Source organism: Streptosporangium sp. CA-135522, assembly GCF_050949235.1.
GTDB lineage: Bacteria > Actinomycetota > Actinomycetes > Streptosporangiales > Streptosporangiaceae > Streptosporangium.
The window spans coordinates 6,873,199-6,888,966 of the sequence record NZ_CP192026.1; the positions used below are offsets into that span (position 1 = coordinate 6,873,199).

Sequence of the window (15,768 nt, forward strand, 5' to 3'; positions counted from 1 at the left end):
AGCGCTCCGAGCGGGCCGCCCCTCCCGTGGCTCCCTGCGGATTTCCCATGACGTGCCGGGTGTGCCGAGAATGCTGCAGAGGTCGCCGGCCCGCACGAGCGGGCCGGCCACGCCGGACGAGTCAGGGAGTGTGCGCCGGTGCGAGCGGTGGTCTTCGACGCCTTCGGGTCCGATCTACAGGTGCGGGAGGTGCCGGCCCCGGCGCCGCCGCCCGGCGGGGCGGTGATCCGGGTGGAGGCGACCGGGCTGTGCCGTAGCGACTGGCACGGCTGGCAGGGCCACGACCCCGACATCCGTGTCATGCCGCACGTGCCGGGGCACGAGCTGGCGGGGGTCGTCGAGGTCGTGGGGGCGGGTGTCGGCTCGTGGCGGCCCGGTGACCGGGTGACGGTCCCGTTCGTGTGCGCCTGCGGGTCCTGCGCGGCGTGCGCGGCCGGTGACCAGCAGGTCTGCGAGCGCCAGACCCAGCCGGGCTTCACTCACTGGGGCTCCTTCGCCGAGTACGTGGCGATCGAGAACGCGGACGTGAACCTGGTGGGGCTGCCCGACGAGATGGCCTTCTCCACCGCCGCGAGCCTGGGCTGCCGTTTCGCCACCGCCTTCCGCGCCGTGGTGGCGGTCGGCCGGGTGCGGCCCGGCGAGTGGGTGGCCGTGCACGGCTGCGGCGGCGTGGGCCTGTCGGCCGTGATGATCGCCGCCGCCGCGGGGGCTCGGGTGATCGCCGTGGACGTCTCCGCCCAGGCCCTGGACCTGGCCGAGCGGTTCGGCGCCGTCGCAGGCGTCACCGCCGGAGGCGGGAGCGAGGTCGCCGCGCGCGTCCAGGACCTGACCGGCGGCGGCGCCCACGTCTCGATCGACTCGCTCGGCAGCCCGCAGACGTGCGCGTCGTCGATCGAGAGCCTGCGGCGCCGGGGCCGGCACGTCCAGGTCGGCCTGCTGCCCGGCCTCACCTCGCTGCCGATGAACCGGGTGATCGGCCACGAGCTCGAAATCCTCGGCAGTCACGGCATGGCCGCCCACGCCTATCCCGCGATGCTGGAGATGGTCGCCGGCGGGCTCCTGCGGCCGGATCTGCTGATCACCCGCACCATCGGCCTCGACGAGGCGGGCCCCGCGCTGGCCGCGATCGGCTCGGTCCCCGGCGTCACGATGATCCTGCCGTCGATCCCGCCCTCGACTCCACCGTCGACCCTGCCGTGATTCCACCGTGATCGCGCGGCCACCCCTCCTCCATCCCGCCGCCGATCCCACCGGCGAGATGAGAGCGTCCCCGGCCGGCGGGCCGGGTCCGGCGCGGCCCGCCGCCGGTAGAACGCCGCGGTGGGCCTCGCCAAAGCCCTCTCAGGGCTCTTCCAGCGGGACGCGCAGGGTGTTCAGGACCACGGCGAGCATGTCGTAGTGGGCGACGAGCATGACCAGCTCGATCCGGCCGGGCTCGTCGTAGCGGGCGCACAGCGAGTCCCACGTCTCATCGGTGACATCTCCGGATCCGTACATCTCATCGGCCACGTCCAGCACCAGCCGATCGTCGGCTCCCCACTCGTGCCCGTGACCTCGGACGGCCTCGATCTCGGCCTCGGTCAGCCCGGCCTGCCGGGCCAGCCGCGCGTGCTGGGCCCACTCGTAGGCGCTCGCGCGATGGTGCGCGGTGCGCAGGACGGCCAGTTCCCGGTCGCGGGCGGGCAGCGTGCCGTACAGCAGCGCGGCGCCGAACCCGATCCACGCCTGGAACAGCGTGGGGTGGCGGGCCAGGGTGGTGAAGACGTTGTAGGGGCCGGTGCCCTCGACCACGCGGGCGAGGAACCCGTCCCACTGCTCCGGCGGCAACGGTTCGACTCGGGGATTCACCGATCAGAGGTTACTTACTAGGATCACGTTTGTGAACGGTCGCTTGGTAGGTAGACGTGTACTGGTCGTGGGGGCGGGCACCCGCCCGTCCTCCGACCCGCGGCCGCCGATCGGCAACGGTCGGGCGATCGCGGTCGAGGCGGCCCGCCAGGGCGCCACGGTGATCTGCGCGGACGTGGACGAGGCGGCGGCCGTCGCGACCGCCGAGATGGTCCGCCGCGAGGGCGGGGATGCCGAGGTGATCACCGTGGACCTCGCCGACGGAGACGCCTGCGAGGCGCTGGCCGGGCGGGCCGGGGCGGTGGACGGCATCGTGCTCAACGCCGCGATCGGCTTCGGGCTGGCCCTGGCCGGGACCAGCGCCGCCGACTGGGACCGGGTGTTCGCGGTCAACCTGCGCGGCCACTTCCTGGTCTGCCGGGGCGCGCTGCCCCTGCTCGGCTCCGGCGCCTCCATCGTCTTCATCGGCTCGGTCGCCGGGCTGCGTCCGGGCAGCCTGATCCCGGCCTACGACGCCTCCAAGGCGGGACTGGTCGGGCTGGCCAAGCATGTCGCGTTGGAGGGCGCCGGCCGGGGAGTCCGCGCCAACCTCGTCGCCCCCGGCCTGATCGACACCCCGCTCGGCCGGGACGCGGCCAAACTCTGGGAGCACCGCGGGCAGGTGATGATCCCGATGGGCCGCCAGGGCAGCGCCCGGGAGGTGGCGAAGGTGACGGTCTTCCTGCTCTCGGACGACGCGAGCTACGTCACCGGCCAGGTCCTCGCCGTGGACGGCGGGCTCACCCTGTTGTAGAGCCGGGGCCTGTCGCAGGACCGGTCCGCCGCCCTCGGGGCGACCGGCCGGACGGGGACTCGCCGGTGCCGAAAAGCCATTTTGAGGTCCCACAAAACGCAATGAACACGGTGATAACGTCCCTGGACATGCGTCCAGAAGATCTCTCCCTGTTGCACGTCCCCGGTAGCGTCACCCTGCACGAGGACCTCATCCTCGTCGATGTGGCCCACCCCGACCTGGAGGCCGACGCCTATCGCGGAGGCCTGTGGCGACTCCCCCAGGACGGCCCGCCCGTCCGGTTCACCTTCGGCGACCACGACAGCTCACCGCGGATCTCCCCCGACGGGGCCTGGGTGGCCTTCCTGCGCGCGAACGCCGGCGACAGACCACAACTCCACGTGATGCCCACCGGCGGCGGCGAGGCGCGCCCGCTCACCGACCTGCCGCTCGGCGCGGGCGCCCCGGTCTGGGCTCCCGACTCCCGCCGGATCGCCTTCGTCGCCCGGGTCCCCGAAGCCGGCCGCTACGGCACCGAGGAGGACGTGAGCGCCGCGGCCGAGGCGCCGCGGCGGATCACCGGGTTCCGCTACCGGCACGACGGCGTCGGCTTCACCCTGGACCGGCGGCCCGCCCTGTTCGTCGTCAACGCCCTGGCGGACGTCCCCCAGCCGGTCCGGCTCACCGACGGCCCCTACGACGTCGATTCCCCCGGCTGGACCCCCGACGGCGAGCACCTGCTGGTCTCGGCCGGTCGCGACCTCGACGCCGAGAGCCTGCACACGGACCTGTACGCGGTGCCGGCCGCCGGGGGCGCGCCGATTCTGGTGGTGCGCAGCGCCGGATCGGCCGGACATCCCGTCGCGCTCCCCGGCGGGGACGTGCTCTACCTCGGCACGGCCTTCTCCGGCATCCACGCGGTGGCCCGCAACACCGGCCTCTACCGCGCTCCCCTGCGGATCGGCGGCGAGCCGGCGAACGGGGTGCGGCTGACCGAGGAGGAGTCGGTGGACATCGAGCCGCTGCCCCCCATCGCGACCGAGGACGGCGTCCTGGTCGCGGTACGGGTGCGCGGCGCGGTCGAGCTGCGCCTGGCCCCCTCCGACGCCCCCGGGACCCCGTTGGAGAAGCTCGCCCCGGTGCTGGGGGAGCGGGCGAGCGTCAAGGCGTTCACCTCCTACGGCGGACAGGTCGTGGCGGTGGCGTCCACCCCGCAGAGCCCCGGGGAGGTGGTCACCCCGGCCGGGACGCTCACGGACTTCTGCGGGCCGCTGGCCGGCGTCCGCCCGATTCAGGAGATCACCGCCGTGTCCGCCGACGGCTACCCGGTCCACGGCTGGCTGGCCCTGCCGGAGGGCGAGGGCCCCTACCCGGTCCTGCTGAACGTGCACGGCGGCCCGTTCCACCAGCACGGGTGGGGCTTCCTGGACGAGACCCAGGTCTACACCGCCGCCGGATACGCGGTGGTCCTGCCCAACCCGCGCGGTTCCAGCGGGTACGGCCAGGCCCACGGCCAGTCGGTGATCGGCGCCTTCGGCACCGTGGACGCCGACGACGTGCTCGCCCTGCTCGACGCGGCGCTCGCTCGCCCCGAGTGCGACGGCGAACGGGTGGGCGTGATGGGCGGCTCCTACGGCGGATTCATGACAAGCTGGCTGGCCGCCCACCACGGGGAGCGCTTCAGGGCGGCCTGGAGCGAGCGGGCGGTCAACGCCTGGGACTCCTTCACCGGCTCCTCCGACATCGGCTGGTTCTTCGCCGACGCCTACTGCGGCTCCGACGTCGAGGCCCAGCGCGCGATGAGCCCGCTCTACCATGCCGACCGGATCAACCTGCCGTTCGCCGTCGTCCACTCCGAAGAGGACTGGCGCTGCCCGGTCGAGCAGGCCCAGCGCATGTTCGTCGCCCTGCGCCGCAACGGCGTCCCGGCGGAGTTCCTGCTGTTTCCCGGTGAGGGCCACGAGCTCAGCCGAAGCGGGCGTCCCCGGCACCGTCTCCAGCGCTTCGAGGCCGTCCTCGAATGGTGGGCACGCCACCTGTCCTGAACCGGCGCCGCGGGACGGCTCTCCCATCTTCGTGGCGGTCTCCCCTTGACTCTCACATCCATGTGAGACCTTAGCCTTCGGGCATGAGGAAGAGCGTCCCCACCCTCGTCGCCCTGTGCGCGGCCGTCTTCACCGTCGGCCGCCGGGGAAAGGTCTCATGCTCGGCCTGACGGCGCTCTTCGCCGCCGGTGGCGCGCCGAGCGCGACGGCACTCCACCACCCCGACACGGGAGACACCGATGAGCACCGCCGACGAACACTACGAACACCTGCTGGCCGAGCACTACACCTGGATGCTCGGCGGCGACCTGGACGCTCTCGTCGCGGGGCAGGCACATCTCCTGCGCGACCTCGGCACGGTGGCCGAGCGCACCGGAAGACCCGCCGTCGACCTCGGCTGCGGCTCGGGCGCCCAGACCCTCGCCCTGGCCGAACTGGGATTCGCCCCGGTGATCGCCGTCGACACCAGCCGGATCCTGCTCGACGAGCTGTCCGGCCACGCGGGCCGCGACACGGCGATCCGCACCGTCCGCGCCGACATCCGCGGTGTCCTGCCCGAGATCGTCCAGCCGGGCAGCGCGGCCGTCATCGTCTGCATGGGTGACACGCTGACCCACCTGCCCGGCAAGAAGGAGGTGACGGCGTTGCTCGGCGACGTCGCCGAGGCGCTCGCCGAGGACGGGAAGCTCGTCATCACCTACCGCGACCTCACCGAACCGCTGCACGGCACCGACCGGTTCATCCCCCTCCGTAGCACCGAGGACCGGGTGATGACCTGTTTCCTCGAATACCCGGACGGGGACGACGGAGACGACGGAGACACGGTGATGGTCCACGACCTGCTCCACACCCGTTCCGGCGACACCTGGACCCTGCGCGCGAGCGCCTACCCGAAGCTGCGGATCAGCCCGGACTGGCTCGCCGGCCAGTGCCGCAACGCCGGGCTGGAGATCCGGCGCGACGAGATCGGACCGCGCGGGATGCGGGTCGTCGTCGCCGGTCGCGGCCCGGTCAGGCCAGACAGGTCAACGGTGCGCCCCCGTTGAAGTCGATCATCTCCAACATCGCGGCGATCATGTCGATCGGCTCCCCGGCGGGCAGGCCGTCCAGCTCGGCATAGGCCCGATGCAGGTTGCCGACGATGCGCTCGGGGTCGAGCAGCTCGCCGTACTCGCCGAGGTCGGTCTCTCGCGCCGCCTCCAGCGGCGACAGACCGGCCGCCCGGCCGAGCTCGGCGGTGGCCATCACGAACTTCAGGTATCCCTGCACATGGTCGATGACCTCCGGCCCGCACACCCCACCGTGACCGGGCACGATCGTCTCGGCGCCGAGCTCCCTGAGCCTGTCGAGGACCGTGATCGAGCCCTGGACCGAGCCCATCATCACGAACGGCGTGCCGCCGTTGAACACCACGTCACCGGCGAACAGCAGCGACCGCTCGGGGATCCAGACGATCGAGTCGTTGGTCGTGTGCGCCGGGCCGCCCACGTGCCGCACCTCGCAGCGCAGCTCGTCGGAGTGGACGGTCACCCCGTCGGTGTAGGTGAGGAACGGCGGGCAGGCCACCAGGTTGCCCCAGTCCACCTCGGTCCAGGCCAGCGTGCGGTACTCCGGGATCCCCTCGGCGAGGATCGTCTCCCGGGTCCGCTCGTGCCCGACGATCGTCGCCTCGGGGAAGGCGAAGTTGCCGAAGGTGTGGTCGCCGTGGTGGTGGGTGTTGATCAGCGTGGTCACCGGCCGGTCGGTGATCGACCTGATCGCCTCGCGGTAGGCGAGGGTGCGCCGCTCGGTGGCGCAGGAGTCCACGCTGATCACTCCGCGCCGTCCTACCAGGAAGCCGGTGTTGTTGACCCACCAGCTCCCGTCGGGCTGGATGTAGGCGTAGACGCCGTCGGCGACCTCCTGGACGCGGGCGGGGGGCAGGGAACGGTCGTGCCGAGATGAGCTCATGACTGGAATTGTCGGCCGTAGGCTGGGCGTTGGTCATGAAGATCGGGAGGTTTCATCATGGAATACGTGCGCCTGGGATCCACCGGCATGAAGGTGTCGAGGATCTGCCTCGGCATGATGAGCTATGGCGACCCCGCCAAGTGGAGCGAGTGGGTCCTCGACGAGGCCGGCGCGCAGCCGATCGTGCGCCGGGCCGCCGAGGCGGGGGTGACGTTCTTCGACACCGCCGACGTCTACTCCGCCGGCAGCAGCGAGGAGGTCACCGGCCGTCTGCTGCGCGCGACCTTCCCCCGCCGGGACGACTACGTGCTGGCCACCAAGGTGTTCTTTCCCATGGGCAAGGGCGTCAACGACCACGGGCTGTCGCGCAAGCACATCCACTCCGCGATCGACGACTCCCTGCGCCGTCTCGGAACCGACTACGTGGACCTCTACCAGATCCATCGCTGGGATTCCGAGACCCCGATCGAGGAGACCATGCGTGCCCTGCACGAGGTGGTCAGCGCGGGCAAGGCCCGCTACATCGGCGCCTCCAGCATGTACGCCTGGCAGTTCGCCAAGGCCCAGCACGTGGCCGAGGTCAACGGCTGGACGAAATTCGCGACGATGCAGAATCACTACAACCTTCTCTACAGGGAGGAGGAGCGGGAGATGATCCCGCTCTGCGCCGACCAGGGCGTGGGACTGATCCCGTGGAGCCCGCTGGCCCGGGGCCTGCTCGCCCGCGCAGGCTCCGACGGGGACACCACCCGCGCCGGCAACGACGAGCGCATCGCCGCCCTCTACGCCGACACCGACAACAACGGTCAGATCCTCGACCGGGTCGCCCAGGTGGCCCGGGAGCGCCAGGTTCCCCCGGCCCAGGTGGCGCTGTCCTGGCTGCTGCGTCAGCCGGGCGTCACCGCCCCGATCGTCGGCGCGACCAAGGACAGGCACGTCGACGACGCGGTCGCCGCGGTGGATCTGGCCCTGACGGACAAGGAGCTCGCCTTCCTCGCCGAGCCGTACCGCCCGCGCGTCGTCGTCCACTGACGCACGGCCTCGTCCCGGGCGATGAGGCGCGGCCCCGCGCCCGGGACGAGAGGGCCTGCGCGCCGACCGGTCACGACCCGTCGGGCAGGGCGAACTGCAGGCACGTCATCCCGCGCAGGTCCAGCCATGCCCGTCCCGGTCCCCGTACCAGCCGGAACAGGACCGCCTCGCAGCCCGGGCAGCGGGCCACCAGCCCCGGGGCGCGGGTGTAGAGGAGCGACTCGGCCAGCACGAGGGCCTGCGAGCAGTTCGAGCACTGACCGGTGGCGGCGGTCAGGTCGACGGCGAACACCTCCCGCAGGCCTCCTCCGGCGGCGTTCCCGTCGAGATGGTCCTCGGTCATAGAGACTCCTTGGGCGTGAAGATTGCGAGTGCCGGTCCCGGGGAGGAGGTCACGGCCGTCCTCCGCCGGGGCCGAACCGCTCGGTGCGGATGCGGGCCGGGTCGTGGCCGGCGGTGACCAGCAGGTCCGCGACGGTCTCGACGAAGCCGGTCGGCCCGCACACGAAGCAGGCCGGTTCCAGCTCGGGCGGCCAGACGGCCGCGGTCAGCAGGCCGGCGTCGACGCGCCCCGGCGGGCGGGACCAGCCTCGCGGCGTCCGGCGGGTGTAGGCGTAGGTGATGTCCAGGCCGGAACCGTTGCGCCGCGAGCCGCTCAGCTCGTCGCGGTACAGCACGGCCTCGGGGTCGCGCGCGGAGTACAGGAGCCGGAACGGCGCCGGGGCCGTGTCCGCCGCGCGGGTGCGGATCATCGCCATGAGCGGGACGATCCCGGAGCCGCCGGCGACCAGTTGCACCGGTTCGGGTGACTCCGGGCGCCAGACGAACCAGCCGCCGATCGGCCCCCGCACCTCCAGGGGGTCGCCTGCGGAGAGCACCTGTGTGAGGTAGGAGGAGACTTCGCCGTCCGGCAGCCCCTCGACGGTCAGCTCCAGGCGGTCCCTCTGCGGGGCCGAGGCGATGGAGTAGGACCGCTGGGTGGAGTAGCCGTCGGGGGCGGTGAGCCGTACGTCGACATGCTGGCCCGCCAGGTGGCCGGGCCAACCGGGCACGTCCAGGACGATCGTGCGCGCGCTCGCGGTCTCGTCGCGGACGACCGCGACGGTGGCGACCCGCCAGGTCAGTCGCCCCAGTACCGTTGCTCGCGCCATGGGTCTCCGTAATTGTGGTAGCCGACGCTCTCCCAGAATCCGGGGTGGTCCTCGTTGAGGAGGCGCAGGGCGCTCACCCACTTGGCGCTCTTCCACAGATACAGGTGCGGCACCAGCAGCCGGGCGGGACCGCCGTGTTCGGGAGTGAGATCCTCGCCGTCGTAGCGGACGGCGATCCACGCGCGCCCGTCGAGCAGGTCTTCCAGGGGGAGGTTGGTGGTGTAGCCGCCGTAGGAGTGCGCCAGGACGTACTCCGCCGAGGTCTCCACCCCGTCGAGCAGGGTGTCCAGCGAGACGCCTTCCCAGGCGGTGGCGAGCTTGGACCACTTGGTGACGCAGTGCAGGTCCACCGTGATCCGCTCCATGGGCAGGGCGGTGAGCTCCGCCCAGTCCCACCGGCGCGTGGCGCCGGCCTCGGTCGTGACGGTGAGGTTCCAGCTCTCCTTGGGCACGTGGGGCGTGGGCCCGGCCGACAGGACAGGGAAATCCTCGGTAAGGTACTGCCCCGGCGGCAGGTCCGGGGTGCCGCCGCGGCGGCGGCCGAAGAATCCGGGCGAGACGATACCGATGACGCCCACCTCCCCATCTCAGACAGGCCGATACAACCGTGGCCCGCCGGTAGAGCGCATCACACGAATATGTTCGATCCCATCACATCTCGCCTGGCCAGGCCGCGCCGGGGGCGGGCCGGGCGCCCGTCAGGCCGGCACGGCGTCCAGGAGCGCGGCGTCCAGGAGCAGGGATCCGGCGCCGAGCAGCGCGGCGTCGGGGCCCGCGCGCGTGACGGAGATCTCCAGGTCGCGGGTGGCCAGGGGCAGGCATCGTTCGTAGACGGCGGCCCGGATCGACGAGATCAGCGGCTCGGCCGTGGACAGGCTGCCGCCGACCACGATGGCGTCGGGGTTGAGGAAGTTCACCAGGACGGTGAGCACCTCGCCGATGAGCCGGCCGGCGTTCCTGACCAGGGCGGTGGCTTCGGGCACGCCGTCGTTGACGGCGGCGACGACGTCGGCGGGCCGCCGCATGACGATGCCCTGCTCGGTCAGGGCGCTCATCAGCGCCGCCCCGCTGGCGTAGGCCTCCAGGCAGTCGGGATGGCCGCAGGAGCACACGACGGAGGAGTCGGTCCTGACCCGGACGTGGCTGATGTCTCCGGCCGCGCCGCGCCCCCGGTGCAGGCGACCGTCGACGATCACGCCGCACCCTATGCCGCTGCCGGCCTTGAGCACCATGAGGTTGTCACAGCCCGGCCACGCGCGGGCCTCGCCCACGGCCAGGAGGTTGGCGTCGTTCTCGACGAGCACGGGCAGGTCGTAGTGCGCGCCGAGGTGCTCGGCGACGGGGAAATTGTTCCAGCCGGGCATCCGCGAGGGGGACACCACGCGGCCGCTGGCGGGGTCGACGGGGCCGGGGATGCCGGTGCCGACCCCGCGCAGGGGGACGCCGGGCGGGCCGTGGGCCAGCAGCATCTCGTCGAACGAGGCCGCCATCCAGTCGAGGGTCTCCTCCGGGCCCAGCGCGATGTCGCAGGGGCGCTCTTCGACGACCAGTGGGGTGCCGCTGAGGTCGAGCAGGCCCAGGCGGGCGTGGTGGGCTCCGAGGTCGGCCACCGCGAGCAGCCCGGCGGTGGGGCTGACCCGCAGTCGCCGTGGTCGCCGCCCGCCGCGTGAGGTGCCGGCTCCCTCCTCCACGAGCAGTCCGGCGCCGATCAGCTCCTCGACGCGCAGCGAGACACTCGACGCCGCGAGGCCGGAGAGACGGGCCAGCTCGGCACGCGACTCGGCGCGGCCGGTGGCGACGAGGCGCAGGAGATCGCCTTGGGCGCCCCGCACGGGCAACCTCTCTTTGCCTGACATGAACAGAGGAATACCACGTCTGTACTTACTACAGCAACGTGTTGACTTAACTCAGAATCATCCATTACGTTCCGCTTTATCTTCGATTTCGAAGGAAGACGGCAATGATTCAGGTACAAGGGCTGAACAAATGGTTCGGCGATCATCACGTGCTGCGCGACATCGATCTTGAGGTGGCGCAGGGCGAGGTCGTCGTGGTGATCGGCCCTTCGGGGTCCGGCAAGTCCACGCTGTGCCGCTGCCTGAACCGGCTGGAGAGCGCGGGCACGGGCGAGATCCTCATCGACGGCGTCCCCGCCCCGGTGGAGGGTCGCGAGCTGGCCCGGCTGCGGGCCGACGTCGGCATGGTCTTCCAGTCCTTCAACCTCTTCCAGCACAAGAGCGTGCTGGAGAACGTCATGCTCGCGCCGATGAAGGTGCGCGGCGTCGGCCGCGCCGAGGCGGAGCGGACCGCTCGGGAGCTGCTGGCGCGCGTCGGCATCGCCGAGCAGGCCGGCAAGCTTCCGGCGCAGCTCTCGGGTGGCCAGCAGCAGCGGGCGGCCATCGCCCGCGCGCTCGCCATGCGCCCCAAGGTGATGCTCTTCGACGAGCCCACCTCGGCGCTCGACCCGGAGATGGTCGGCGAGGTCCTGGACGTGATGGTCCGGCTCGCCGCCGACGGCATGACCATGGTCGTCGTCACCCACGAGATGGGCTTCGCCCGCAGGGCCGCCGACCGCGTGGTGTTCATGGACGGCGGCCAGATCGTCGAGACGGGCGAGCCCGACGTCTTCTTCGAAGCTCCCACGACGGACCGGGCCAGGGACTTCCTGGCCAAGGTACTCACTCACTGATCGCAAAGGATGGTGGGCCCGATGGTGTCCATGAAGCGGATGGCCGCTGTCGCCGCCGTGGCAATGGTCGGTCTCTCGGCCTGTTCCGGCACGGACTCGGGCAGCTCGGCGGTGCCGGGCGTGCCAGGCGAGGCCAAGGGCGGTGACCTGCTCGCCAAGGCGCCGGTGGCCGCCGCCGCCGACATCCTGCCCGGCTCCACGATGGAGAAGATCAAGCAGCGCGGCGAGCTGATCGTCGGCGGGTCGCTCGACGCCCCGCTGCTGTCCCAGCAGAACCCGACGACCGGCGAGGTCGAGGGATTCGACGCCGCCATGGGCAAGGCGCTCGCCAAGTACATCATCGGCGAGCCCAAGGTGAAGATCGTCAACTCGGCCTCGGAGACCCGCGAGGCGCTGCTGAGCAACGGCACCGTAGACGTCGTCTTCCAGACCTACACGATCACTCCGGAACGGGCCAAGCAGGTCGCCTTCGCCGGGCCGTACTACTCCTCGGGTCTGAGCCTCGCGGTCCGCAAGGGCACGAGCGGCATCGCCAAGCCGGAGGACCTGAACGGCAAGACCGTCATCGCCGGAGCCAACACCCCGGCCATCCCCGCGATCAAGAAGATCGCCCCGCAAGCCAAGATCGTGACGTTCGGCAGCGACCCCGAGTGCGTCCAGGCGCTCAAGCAGGAGCGCGGCGACGCCTACGTGCAGGACGAGACGCTCCTGGTCGCCGACGCCCAGAAGGACCCGTCGATCCAGGTCGTCGGCAGCCCGTTCACGACCGACCCGTACGGCATCGGCCTCAAGCACGGCGACGACCAGTTCAAGAAGTTCGTCAACGACTGGCTGAAGAAGATCCAGGGTGAGGGACTCTGGCAGGGGATCTGGAAGAGCTCTCTCGGCACGGTCGTGCAGGGCGAGGCTCCCACCCCGCCGCAGATCGGATCGGTTCCGGGTTCCTGATGTCGGCGATCCTGGATCACCTGCCCGAGTTCTGGCAGGGCCTGATCGTGACCCTCCAGCTGACCGCGGCGTCGTTCGCCGGCGCCGCGGTCATGGGGCTCGTGATCACGGCCATGCGGGTCAGCCCGGTCGGCGTCCTGCGTGGGATCGGCACGGCCTACGTGGAGACCTTCCAGAATCTGCCTCTCCTGGTGCTGCTGGTGCTGGCCGTCTTCGGCCTGCCGGAGATCGGGATCAAGGCCGGCCTGCTGGCGACGGCCATCGTCGTCATCGCGCTCTACGAGGCCGCCTACATCGCCGAGGCGCTGCGCTCGGGCGTCAACGCCGTCTCCACCGGGCAGGGTGAGGCGGCCCGCGCGCTCGGGCTGACCTTCGGCCAGTCCCTGCGCCATGTGATCCTGCCGCAGGCACTGCGCACGGTGATCCAGCCGCTGGGCAACATCTTCATCGCGCTGACGATGAACACCTCGCTCGCGGCCGCGGTCGGCGTGGTCGATCTGACCGCCGCGGCCAACCGGGTGAACCTCATGGAGGCCCAGCCCATCCCGATCTTCGTCGGGGCGGGCCTGGCCTACGCGCTGATCGCCGCCTGTGCCGGATTCGTCACCGGGCGGCTCGAACGACGGCTGGTGATGGTCCGGTGAGCGACCTGCTCTTCGACGAGCCCGGGCCGCGTGCCCGCCGCAGGATCCGGATCGCGACCGTGGTGGGGGCGGTCGCGGTCGTGGCCCTGCTGGTGCTGGCCGTACGCCAGTTCGCCGCCAACGGCCAGCTCGGCGCCGACCGCTGGCAGCCGTACGCGACGTGGCCGATGTGGCGCTACCTGTTCGGCGGGCTGTGGTCCACCGTGCTGGCCGCGGTCGTCTCGGCCGCGCTGGCGATGGCGGCCGGGCTGGCGCTGGCCCTCGGACGGCTGTCGCTGCGCCGGTGGGTGCGCGCGCCCGCCGCCGTGTACGTGGAGGTCGTGCGGACCGTCCCGGCACTGCTGCTGGTCTACGTCGTGCTGTTCGCCCTGCCGCGCTACGGGCTCGACCTGCCGTTGTTCTGGAAGCTCGTGGTGCCGCTGGCGGTCTCGAACGCGGCGGCGTTCGCGGAGATCTTCCGGGCCGGAGTCCTGTCGGTCGAGCGCGGCCAGAGCGAGGCGGGTCTGGCCGTCGGACTCACCCACGGTCAGACCATGCGCATGATCGTGCTTCCGCAGGCGGCCCGGCGCGTGCTGCCCTCGATCGTCAGCCAGTCGGTCGGCCTGCTGAAGGACACCTCGCTGGGCTTCGTGGTCAGCTACGCCGAGCTGCTCTACAGCGGCAAGGTCCTGGCCACCTACAACGGCCTGCTCATCCAGACCTACATCGTCGTCGCGGTGATCTACCTGGTGGTCAACGCGTCGTTGTCCAAGCTCGCCCGCACTCTCGAAGCCCGCCAGCCGCGTACCCGCCGACCGCGAAGGAGACTCGCCCGTGCCTGATCTCGTCCAGCTCGCCGGGGAGCGCTCCGGTCCCGGTTTCGTTCCGCTCGCCGAGGTGGTGCGTTCGGGTTTCGTGGAGAGCGTGCACTACGGCAGCGCCGTGGCCTTGGCCCCCGACGGCGGCGTCGCCGTCGCCCGCGGCCTGGTGGACGCCCCGGTGCTGCCGCGCTCGTCGGCCAAGCCGTTCCAGGCGCTGGCGTGCCTGCTGTCCGGCGCGGACCTGCGCGGCCCGCGCCTGGCCATCGCCGCCGGCAGCCACACGGGCGAGGACTTCCACGTACGGCTGGTCGCCGAGATGCTCGGCGAGGCGGGCCTGGGGCTGGAGGCCCTCGGCTGCCCCGCCGACTGGCCGGAGGACGAGGCGACCCGGCACGCGCTGATCCGCGACGGCCTGCCGGCCTCCCGCGAGCGGATGAACTGCTCGGGCAAGCACGCCGCGATGCTCGCCGCCTGCGCCGTCTCGGGGTGGCCGGTCGACTCCTACCTCGACGCCGGCCATCCGGTGCAGCGGCGGGTGCGGGAAGTGGTGGAGGAGCTGTCGGGAGAGAAGGCGGCCCACGTCGCCGTGGACGGCTGCGGCGCGCCGCTGTTCGGGTTGTCATTGGCCGGGCTGGCGCGGGCCGTGCAGCGCCTGGTTCTCGCCACGGCGGGGACGGCGCCGCGGTTGGTCGCCGACGCGATGCGCGAGCATCCCGAATACGTCGGCGGGACCGGCCACGTCAACACCTCCCTGATGCGGGCGCTGCCCGGGGCGGTGGCGAAGGGCGGAGCCGAAGGCGTGCTCGTCGTCGCGCTCGCCGACGGGCACGCGGCCGCGGTCAAGGTCATCGACGGCAGCCCGCGGGCCACGACCGCGATCGCGCTGGCCACGCTCCGGGCGGCGGGAGGCGACGTCGCGGCGGCCGAGGAGTTCGCGAGTGTTCCGGTGCTGGGCGGGGGTCTCCCGGTCGGCGAAATCCACGCTTTGAGGGATAAATGAGCCTTACATATGAAATCTGCATTGACAGCACGGCAGGCGCGCTGGCGGCCGAACAGGCCGGAGCGCACCGGGTCGAGCTGTGCTCGGCGCTCTTCGAAGGGGGCCTCACCCCGACCCTCGGCACCGTCGAGGCGACCCTCGCGGCGGTCTCGTCGATCCGCGTCCACGTGATCATCCGCCCCCGGGGCGGTGACTTCATCTATGACGACCACGAGATCGCGGCCATGGAACGCGATGCGGTCACCGCCCGGGAAGCGGGCGCCCACGGCGTGGTGATCGGGGTGCTGACCCCGGCCGGCGAGGTGGACACCGAGGTGGCCAAGCGGCTCATCGGCGCGGCCGGGGACCTCTCGGTCACCTTCCACCGGGCCTTCGACATGACCGCCGACCCGTTCGCCGCCCTCGACACGCTCGCCTCGCTGGGCGTCGACCGGGTGCTCACCTCCGGCCAGGACACCACCGCGCTGGAGGGCGCGCCGCTGATCGCCTCCCTGGTCGAGCGCGCGGGCGACGGTGTGATCATCATGCCCGGCGGCGGCATCACGCCCCGCAACGTGAGCCGCGTGGTGGAGGCGACGAGGGTCAAGGAGATCCACTTCGCCGCACTGGTGGACGCGCCCAGCCCCGCCGTCCACCGCAATCCGCACCCGTTCATGGGCGGCGAGCTGCGTCAGCCCGAGTACGCCCGGCTGGTCACCTCGGCCGGCCTGGTCTCCGAAGTGATCTCGGCCTCCGGAGCCTGACGACCGAGCCTGACGACTGAGCCTGACGACTGAGCCTGACGACTGAGCCTGACGACTGAGCGGCGCCGGTGGCCACCGGCGCCGCTCCACCGCCGACGACGCTCACCCGCGTCCTCGTGGCCGGTGCCGCCGGCCACGAGGACGAG

Annotated in this window: 17 protein-coding genes; 11 read left to right on the top strand and 6 right to left on the bottom strand. The window is 71.8% G+C overall.

From position 1 onward, the window contains the following. Nucleotides 1–138 precede the first annotated feature (138 nt). Nucleotides 139–1,200 (top strand): zinc-binding dehydrogenase, encoded by a 1,062-nt coding sequence (locus ACQPYK_RS32835; RefSeq protein WP_433239523.1) that lies wholly within the window; start codon nt 139–141, stop codon nt 1,198–1,200. A 141-nt stretch (nt 1,201–1,341) separates the two neighbouring features. Here the strand turns inward: ACQPYK_RS32835 and ACQPYK_RS32840 are convergent, their stop codons facing one another. After that, nucleotides 1,342–1,848, bottom strand: coding sequence for a carboxymuconolactone decarboxylase family protein (locus ACQPYK_RS32840; protein ID WP_433239526.1), 507 nt, complete (start codon nt 1,846–1,848; stop codon nt 1,342–1,344). A gap of 31 nt (nt 1,849–1,879) precedes the next feature. On the opposite strand from ACQPYK_RS32840, the gene ACQPYK_RS32845 reads away from it, so the two are divergent. The 3 genes from ACQPYK_RS32845 (at nt 1,880) to ACQPYK_RS32855 (ending at nt 5,711) form a co-directional block, all read left to right on the top strand. Beyond that, nucleotides 1,880–2,641 carry an SDR family NAD(P)-dependent oxidoreductase gene (locus ACQPYK_RS32845; RefSeq protein ID WP_433239529.1) on the top strand — a complete coding sequence of 254 codons (762 nt, stop codon included), beginning with the start codon at nt 1,880–1,882 and terminating at the stop codon, nt 2,639–2,641. A gap of 128 nt (nt 2,642–2,769) precedes the next feature. After that, the gene (locus ACQPYK_RS32850; protein WP_433239532.1) at nt 2,770–4,665 is read left to right on the top strand and encodes a S9 family peptidase; all 1,896 of its coding nucleotides are present in this window, start codon (nt 2,770–2,772) and stop codon (nt 4,663–4,665) included. Between the two features lie 239 nt (nt 4,666–4,904). Further along, a complete protein-coding gene (locus ACQPYK_RS32855; RefSeq protein WP_433239534.1) occupies nt 4,905–5,711 on the top strand; it encodes a methyltransferase domain-containing protein in 807 nt (268 codons plus the stop codon). On the opposite strand, the gene ACQPYK_RS32860 is transcribed toward ACQPYK_RS32855, so the two are convergent. Then, complete coding sequence (locus tag ACQPYK_RS32860; RefSeq protein WP_433239537.1) at nt 5,677–6,615, bottom strand: MBL fold metallo-hydrolase; 939 nt, start codon at nt 6,613–6,615, stop codon at nt 5,677–5,679. The two genes, ACQPYK_RS32855 and ACQPYK_RS32860, sit on opposite strands and share 35 nt — an antisense overlap. Nucleotides 6,616–6,672: 57 nt before the next feature. On the opposite strand from ACQPYK_RS32860, the gene ACQPYK_RS32865 reads away from it, so the two are divergent. Then, nucleotides 6,673–7,647 (top strand): aldo/keto reductase, encoded by a 975-nt coding sequence (locus tag ACQPYK_RS32865; protein WP_433239540.1) that lies wholly within the window; start codon nt 6,673–6,675, stop codon nt 7,645–7,647. A 70-nt stretch (nt 7,648–7,717) separates the two neighbouring features. Here the strand turns inward: ACQPYK_RS32865 and ACQPYK_RS32870 are convergent, their stop codons facing one another. The 4 genes from ACQPYK_RS32870 to ACQPYK_RS32885 all read right to left on the bottom strand — a co-directional run bounded on the left by ACQPYK_RS32870 (nt 7,718) and on the right by ACQPYK_RS32885 (nt 10,654). Next, nucleotides 7,718–7,990 (bottom strand): DUF6510 family protein, encoded by a 273-nt coding sequence (locus ACQPYK_RS32870; RefSeq protein ID WP_433239543.1) that lies wholly within the window; start codon nt 7,988–7,990, stop codon nt 7,718–7,720. 49 nt (nt 7,991–8,039) lie between these two features. Next, nucleotides 8,040–8,798 carry a ferredoxin reductase gene (locus ACQPYK_RS32875; RefSeq protein ID WP_433239546.1) on the bottom strand — a complete coding sequence of 253 codons (759 nt, stop codon included), beginning with the start codon at nt 8,796–8,798 and terminating at the stop codon, nt 8,040–8,042. Further along, nucleotides 8,768–9,367, bottom strand: coding sequence for a sulfite oxidase-like oxidoreductase (locus ACQPYK_RS32880; protein WP_433258981.1), 600 nt, complete (start codon nt 9,365–9,367; stop codon nt 8,768–8,770). Before ACQPYK_RS32880 ends, ACQPYK_RS32875 begins: the two co-directional genes overlap by 31 nt. Before the next feature lie 129 nt (nt 9,368–9,496). Next, the gene (locus tag ACQPYK_RS32885; protein ID WP_433239549.1) at nt 9,497–10,654 is read right to left on the bottom strand and encodes an ROK family protein; all 1,158 of its coding nucleotides are present in this window, start codon (nt 10,652–10,654) and stop codon (nt 9,497–9,499) included. 104 nt (nt 10,655–10,758) lie between these two features. On the opposite strand from ACQPYK_RS32885, the gene ACQPYK_RS32890 reads away from it, so the two are divergent. The 6 genes from ACQPYK_RS32890 to ACQPYK_RS32915 are packed head-to-tail and all read left to right on the top strand — an operon-like array spanning nt 10,759 to nt 15,622. Then, the gene (locus ACQPYK_RS32890; protein WP_433239552.1) at nt 10,759–11,487 is read left to right on the top strand and encodes an amino acid ABC transporter ATP-binding protein; all 729 of its coding nucleotides are present in this window, start codon (nt 10,759–10,761) and stop codon (nt 11,485–11,487) included. 21 nt (nt 11,488–11,508) lie between these two features. Further along, nucleotides 11,509–12,435 carry a glutamate ABC transporter substrate-binding protein gene (locus ACQPYK_RS32895; protein ID WP_433239555.1) on the top strand — a complete coding sequence of 309 codons (927 nt, stop codon included), beginning with the start codon at nt 11,509–11,511 and terminating at the stop codon, nt 12,433–12,435. Beyond that, a complete protein-coding gene (locus tag ACQPYK_RS32900; protein WP_433239558.1) occupies nt 12,435–13,079 on the top strand; it encodes an amino acid ABC transporter permease in 645 nt (214 codons plus the stop codon). The genes ACQPYK_RS32895 and ACQPYK_RS32900 overlap by 1 nt, the downstream gene beginning before the upstream one ends. Further along, nucleotides 13,076–13,900 carry an amino acid ABC transporter permease gene (locus ACQPYK_RS32905; protein ID WP_433239561.1) on the top strand — a complete coding sequence of 275 codons (825 nt, stop codon included), beginning with the start codon at nt 13,076–13,078 and terminating at the stop codon, nt 13,898–13,900. Before ACQPYK_RS32900 ends, ACQPYK_RS32905 begins: the two co-directional genes overlap by 4 nt. After that, nucleotides 13,893–14,879 carry an asparaginase gene (locus tag ACQPYK_RS32910; protein WP_433239564.1) on the top strand — a complete coding sequence of 329 codons (987 nt, stop codon included), beginning with the start codon at nt 13,893–13,895 and terminating at the stop codon, nt 14,877–14,879. The genes ACQPYK_RS32905 and ACQPYK_RS32910 overlap by 8 nt, the downstream gene beginning before the upstream one ends. Beyond that, nucleotides 14,876–15,622 carry a copper homeostasis protein CutC gene (locus ACQPYK_RS32915; RefSeq protein ID WP_433239567.1) on the top strand — a complete coding sequence of 249 codons (747 nt, stop codon included), beginning with the start codon at nt 14,876–14,878 and terminating at the stop codon, nt 15,620–15,622. The genes ACQPYK_RS32910 and ACQPYK_RS32915 overlap by 4 nt, the downstream gene beginning before the upstream one ends. Nucleotides 15,623–15,768 lie beyond the last annotated feature (146 nt).